General features: G+C 40.4%; 5 protein-coding genes. All 5 read left to right on the top strand.

The window, feature by feature from the left end:
- Positions 1–323 precede the first annotated feature (323 nt).
- Genes BUB12_RS15005 through BUB12_RS15025 form a run of 5 tightly spaced genes read left to right on the top strand, consistent with a single transcriptional unit; the run spans position 324 to position 5,699 of the window.
- Positions 324–1,145, top strand: a complete 822-nt coding sequence (locus BUB12_RS15005) for a M55 family metallopeptidase (protein ID WP_072891724.1) — start codon at positions 324–326, stop codon at positions 1,143–1,145.
- Between the two features lie 43 nt (positions 1,146–1,188).
- Positions 1,189–2,121 carry an ABC transporter permease gene (locus BUB12_RS15010; protein WP_143155652.1) on the top strand — a complete coding sequence of 311 codons (933 nt, stop codon included), beginning with the start codon at positions 1,189–1,191 and terminating at the stop codon, positions 2,119–2,121.
- A 2-nt stretch (positions 2,122–2,123) separates the two neighbouring features.
- Positions 2,124–3,056 carry an ABC transporter permease gene (locus tag BUB12_RS15015; RefSeq protein ID WP_327196154.1) on the top strand — a complete coding sequence of 311 codons (933 nt, stop codon included), beginning with the start codon at positions 2,124–2,126 and terminating at the stop codon, positions 3,054–3,056.
- A gap of 8 nt (positions 3,057–3,064) precedes the next feature.
- The gene (locus BUB12_RS15020; RefSeq protein ID WP_072891726.1) at positions 3,065–4,069 is read left to right on the top strand and encodes an ABC transporter ATP-binding protein; all 1,005 of its coding nucleotides are present in this window, start codon (positions 3,065–3,067) and stop codon (positions 4,067–4,069) included.
- Positions 4,070–4,091: 22 nt separating this feature from the next.
- Positions 4,092–5,699 (top strand): peptide ABC transporter substrate-binding protein, encoded by a 1,608-nt coding sequence (locus BUB12_RS15025; protein ID WP_072891727.1) that lies wholly within the window; start codon positions 4,092–4,094, stop codon positions 5,697–5,699.
- Positions 5,700–6,198 lie beyond the last annotated feature (499 nt).

Here is a 6,198-nt window from a genome sequence, read left to right on the forward strand (position 1 = left end):
AGCTCTCGCTGCCGGAAGAAGTCATCGAATAGTAACTACGGTAATCGATACGAGTTCTCAATGCCGGAAGAAGTCATCGAATAGTATCTACAGTAATCGAGACAAGCTCTCGATGCCTGTAGCAAGCAAACAGGAGCAGCTATGGTAATTGATACGAGCCCTCGCTGCCTTTTTCGACGACAAGTTCTCGATTCCATAAGCCCGAATCCACCCATCATTCGACAAAATCCCTCAAAAGAACCCAACTCTCCACCGAAGTAACTATCATCTATTCCCAACTTGTCTCATACAATTAGAATAAAATGCTAAAGGAGTATGTGCTGATGAGGTTATATTTGTCTGTTGATATGGAGGGGATTACTGGTTTACCGGATTATACATATGTTGATTCCGGTGAACATAATTATGAGCGTGCACGGATGATAATGACAGAGGAGACGAATTATGTCATAAAGGCAGCCTATGATTTCGGGTGCTCGGAAGTCATTGTTAATGATAGCCATTCGAAAATGAATAATCTATTAATCAATCGATTGCATCCGGAAGCAAGGTTGATTACTGGCGATGTTAAACCTCTCTCGATGATACAAGGAATTGATAGTTCTTTAGATGGTGCAATGTTTATTGGCTATCATTCTCGTGCAGGGCAGGCTGGAGTAATGTCACATTCGATGGTAGGAGCCGTACGAAACTTCTACATTAATGATAAAGCTGTTGGGGAATTAGGAATGAATGCTTATGTTGCAGGATATTTTGGTGTTCCGGTTTTGTTAGTGTCTGGTGATGATCAAGTAGCACAAGAAGCGGAGGAGTTAATACCAGAGGTTACGACGGTCATTGTAAAAGAAGCAGTATCCCGATCTGCAGCACTCAGTTTAACGCCAAGAAAAGCAGGTGAATTACTTACAGAAAAAGTGATTCAAGCTCTAGAAAACCAAAGAAACGTTTACCCATTAGTTCCACCAGAACAACCACTACTAAAAATCGAATTTACAAATTATGGACAAGCAGAATGGGCGAATTTAATGCCAGGTACTCAAATCATTCCAAATACGACGATGGTTGCCTACCAAGCAAAAGATATCGTCGAAGCCTATCAAGCGATGCTTGTAATGACAGAGTTAGCGCAGAAAACTAAATTTTAACGAAGGATCCAGTCAAAACGGCATGTAGCAGGAGTGAAGCGATTTGTTACGGTATATATTAAAACGATTTCTCACCATGATTGTAACTATCTGGATCATTGTGACAATTACATTCGTATTAATGATTTCGATTCCCGGCTCTCCATTAAATGAGGAAAGAGGAACATCGGAGTCGGTGCAGCGTAATCTAGAATCTTACTATAATCTGGATCAACCCTATCATATTCAATATATCCTCTACCTGAAATCGATTGTTACCTTAGACTTTGGCCCATCTATTAAACAACCAAATCAAACTGTTAATGATTTGCTTGGGCAAGGGTTTCCAATTTCATTCGAACTGGGAATGGTAACGATCCTTGTAGCACTACTATCAGGGGTGACGTTGGGGATTATTGCTGCTTTAAAACATAATGGTTTCATAGACTATATGGCAATGAGTGTTGCTGTATTAGGGATATCCATTCCGAATTTTGTATTATCTACCTTATTAATTCAGCAGTTGGCAGTAAACTTAAATCTTTTGCCGCCAGCAACTTGGGCAAGCCCTCTACACATGGTCCTCCCTGTAGCTGCTCTGGCAACGGGACCAATGGCGATTATCGCAAGGCTAACTCGCTCGACCATGTTAGAAGTTTTAACACAAGATTATATTAAAATGGCACGTGCTAAAGGGCTAAGTCCGTGGAAAATTGTTATAAAGCATGCGTTAAAAAATGCTTTAATGCCAGTTATTACGATTATCGGAACATTGCTAGCAGGTATTTTAACGGGGACTTTTGTCATTGAAAAGATTTTTGCGATTCCCGGTATGGGGCGTTATTTCGTTGAAAGTATTAATCAACGGGATTATCCAGTAATTATGGGGACGACGGTTTTTTATAGTGTGTTTTTAGTGGTGATGCTCTTCCTGGTCGACATCATATATGGATTATTAGATCCTCGCATTAAACTTCATAAAAAGGAAGGAGAGTAATCGTGAAACCAGAAAATAAACAAGTGCCTAATGAGTGGTTTCGATGGACGGAAAAAGATGTAAAAGCAGCTGAAGTTGTTTCACGACCATCCTTGTCATACTGGAGTGACGCGTGGTATCGCTTAATAAAAAATAAATTAGCCATGTTAGGGATGTTCTTTTTAGTAATTGTAGTATTTTTGGCTATTTTTGGTCCCATTATCTCACCATATGAAGTTACCAAAATGGATCAGCCCAACCAATTTCACCCACCTTCAAAAGACCATTGGTTTGGAACGGATCAACATGGTCGGGATGTTTTTACAAGAACGTGGTATGGGGCAAGAGTTTCCTTATTTGTTGGATTGATGGCAGCTCTGATTGATTTTTGTATCGGAATTATCTATGGAGGGATTGCAGGATACAAAGGTGGGCGTGTGGATAACATTATGATGCGTATCGTAGAAGTGTTGTACGGCATACCTTATTTACTCGTTGTTATTTTACTACTTGTCATTATGGAGCCTAGTCTTACCACCATTATCATTGCCTTGACCGTTACTGGTTGGGTCGGGATGGCCAGAATTGTTAGAGGACAAGTGTTACAAATTAAAAATTATGAATTTGTCCTAGCCTCCAAATCATTTGGGACAAACACATCCCGGATTATCCGAAGAAATTTAATTCCAAATACGATGGGGCCAATCATCGTTCAATTGACTTTAACTGTACCATCGGCCATCTTTGCTGAGGCTTTCCTTAGTTTTTTAGGGCTGGGAATTCAATCCCCGTATGCTAGTTGGGGAACGATGGCTAGTGATTCACTGGGAGCTATCCTATCTGGGCACTGGTGGACATTATTTTTCCCAGCATTTTTTATCTCGTTTACGATGTTTGCGTTTAATGTACTAGGTGACGGGCTTCAGGATGCATTGGATCCGAAGCTAAGGAAGTAGGTGACAAAATGGAAAAAATCCTTGAAGTCAAAGATTTGCATGTCCACTTTTCGACATATGGTGGAATTGTTCAAGCGGTTAGGGGTGTTAGTTTTCATTTGTATAAAGGAGAGACGTTAGCAATCGTTGGAGAATCTGGTTGTGGGAAAAGTGTCACATCGAATGCCATCATGAAGTTAATCCCAAGTCCTCCAGGAAGACTTGTACGTGGAAAAATTCAGTTTCATGATAAGCAATTAACAGAGCTTAGTGAAAAAGAAATGCGTTCCATTCGGGGTGTCGATATTTCGATGATTTTTCAAGACCCTATGACAGCTTTAAACCCAACATTAACGATTGGGACCCAACTTATGGAGGGACTGAAGCAGCATAAAAAAATTTCATCATTAGAGGCGCGAGAGAAAGCATTGGAAATGTTAGAACTTGTCGGTATTCCGAATCCGGATGAACGTTTAAAACAATATCCCCATCAATTTAGTGGAGGTATGAGGCAGCGAATCGTTATAGCGATAGCGTTGATTTGTGAACCGGAATTACTCATTGCCGATGAGCCAACGACAGCTCTAGATGTTACAATTCAGGCGCAAATATTAGAGTTATTTGAAAAAATTCAAAGGGAAACCGGAGTATCGATTATCTTAATTACACATGATTTGGGTGTTGTGGCTAAAGTTGCGGATCGTGTCGCTGTCATGTATGCCGGTAAGTTAATTGAAGAGGGAGATAAACGAGAAATTTTTTATCATCCCCAGCATCCCTATACAAAAGGATTATTAAAATCAGTGCCACGATTAGATGCAACAGAGGCAGAATTAACACCGATTGATGGAACACCACCAGATCTCTTCTCTCCGCCTAAAGGGTGCCCGTTTGCTCCTCGATGTCCAATGGCAATGGAAGTCTGTCTTAGGAAATACCCAAAAACAAAAAGCCTTACAACGACACATAAGGTAGATTGTTGGTTACAGGATAAACGTGCAAAGAAACTATTAGCTTCTAGTTCACGCAAATAATCTACTAGAGGAGGGTATTTTCATGAAGAATTGGTTATTGTTTGTTGTCACTGTATGTGTGCTTTTGTTAACGGCATGTACGACTAGTAACACTAGAGCAGACATCCAAGAACATGAAGGAGAAAAGACGGTCCTTTATATGAATAATGGAAAAGAACCAACGTCCTTTAATCCACCATCAGGCTTTGATGACGTTTCTTGGAATGCCCTGAACAATTTAATGGAAGGCTTAACACGTTTAGGGAAAAATGATAGACCACAACCAGCAATTGCTGAGCGTTGGGATATTTCAGAGAATGGGAAAATCTATACATTTTATTTGAGAGAAAATGCTAATTGGTCTAACGGGGACCCAGTAACGGCATATGATTTTGAATATGCTTGGGAGCAATTATTGAATCCAGAAAATTTATCACCAGCTGCCTTTTTAGGATATTTAATTGAAGGTGGTGAGGCATACAATAATGGAAATGGCCCAAAGGATAAAGTAGGAGTTCGGGCTGTTGATGAAAAGACGTTGGAAGTAACGTTGACAGCACCAACTGGATTTTTCCTTCATGTTATATCTAATCCGGCATTTTTTCCAGTAAACAAGAAGGTAGCAACAGAAAACCCTGATTGGCATACCGAAGCAGAAACATTCGTATCTAATGGCCCATTTATACTGGAAAAATGGAAGCATAATAGCCATATGATTTTTGCCAAGAATGACCAGTACTGGGATAAAGATACGGTTCAAATAGACATCGTACATTGGGCAATGGTTGAGGACACGAATACGGAGTATCAAATGTTCCAAACAGGTGACTTAGATATGACATCCATACCTTCTGAGATTGCCGATCAACTCATTGAGGATAAAAATGTTGTGATTGAGGAACAAGCTGGTTTATCTTTTTTCCGTTTTAATGTGACAATGGAGCCATTTCAAAATGAAAAAATTCGAAAAGCATTTGCTCTAGCGATTAATCAGCAGGATATTGTTGATTATGTGACGAGAAATCGTGAAGAAGCAGCGCATGGGTTTGTTTCTCCTGGATTCGTAAACCCTGATGGAGGCGATTTCCGTGGTATCACTGGTGACCTAGTTGTGTTTGATCCAAAGAAAGCAAGAAGGTTGCTAAAGGAAGGAATGGAAGAAGAAGGATATGATGCATTACCAGACGTGAATTTATCCTATAACACAAGTGAATCGAATAAGGCCATTGCTGAGACAATGCAAGCTATGTTTAAAGAAAATCTTGGAGTGGATGTTCGGCTCGGAAATATCGAATGGGGCGTATTTCTAGAAGACCAAAAGGCTCTTAAACTACAATTCTCACGAAGTTCCTTTATCTATGACTACGGGGATCCTGTGAACTTTTTAGAAAGTTTTACGACCGATTCGACAATGAACCGTACAGGCTGGTCAAATGAGGACTACGATAAGTTAATTCGTTTGGCAAAAACAGAATCAAATGAAATAAAACGCTGGGACTACATGTATGAGGCAGAAAGAATTTTAGCAGAGGAAATGCCTATTTTTCCAATCCATTATTACAATCAAGTACACCTATACTCTGATTCCGTTCGGGGAATTGTGCGTCATCCAGTCGGATATTTAGAATTGAAGTGGGCGAGAAAAGATTAACGAGAAGTTGCTAAAGGAAGAAAAATCAAAGATGTCTAGCTCCGAGTGCCTGCGACTAGCGAAGGAACTTCAAAGAGATACTTCTTTGTCCTTTGTGCCGAGTAATCACAGGCACAAGACTTCCTTCGCCTCCGTACGATAAAGAAGACTTGCCGATTGGTGATACCAGAGGCTTAGTCGCACTTATACCCTTGTGGTGAAAGTCAACATCGACTCCGATAAAAAGGAAGGTCGACTAAAACCGGACTTTGCGTCCAACGTCGACATACCCCTATGAAGGGGCATGTTTCCTTTATCTCCTACGCCTCAGTCCAGTCCGTACGTCGCAAAGCGGGCACTCTAAGCTTTTCATAGAAAGGAAGGGGTTCATGGTATATCCAAAGAGACTAAAACCAGGGGATACGGTTGGTATAATTGCACCAGCTGGTCCAGCTAAACTGGGGAAGGTTCAAGATGCATTACCTTTATTTAAACAATTAGGGTTAAAAGTTAAGTTAGG

The organism is Ornithinibacillus halophilus, from assembly GCF_900129485.1.
Taxonomy (GTDB): Bacteria; Bacillota; Bacilli; order Bacillales; family Amphibacillaceae; genus Ornithinibacillus; species Ornithinibacillus halophilus.

Bases quoted from the DNA above. Each gene is read 5' to 3' on its own strand.
- BUB12_RS15005 (WP_072891724.1), top strand. From the start codon at position 324: ATGAGGTTATATTTGTCTGTTGATATGGAGGGGATTACTGGTTTACCG.
- BUB12_RS15020 (WP_072891726.1), top strand. From the start codon at position 3,065: ATGGAAAAAATCCTTGAAGTCAAAGATTTGCATGTCCACTTTTCGACA.
- BUB12_RS15025 (WP_072891727.1), top strand. From the start codon at position 4,092: ATGAAGAATTGGTTATTGTTTGTTGTCACTGTATGTGTGCTTTTGTTA.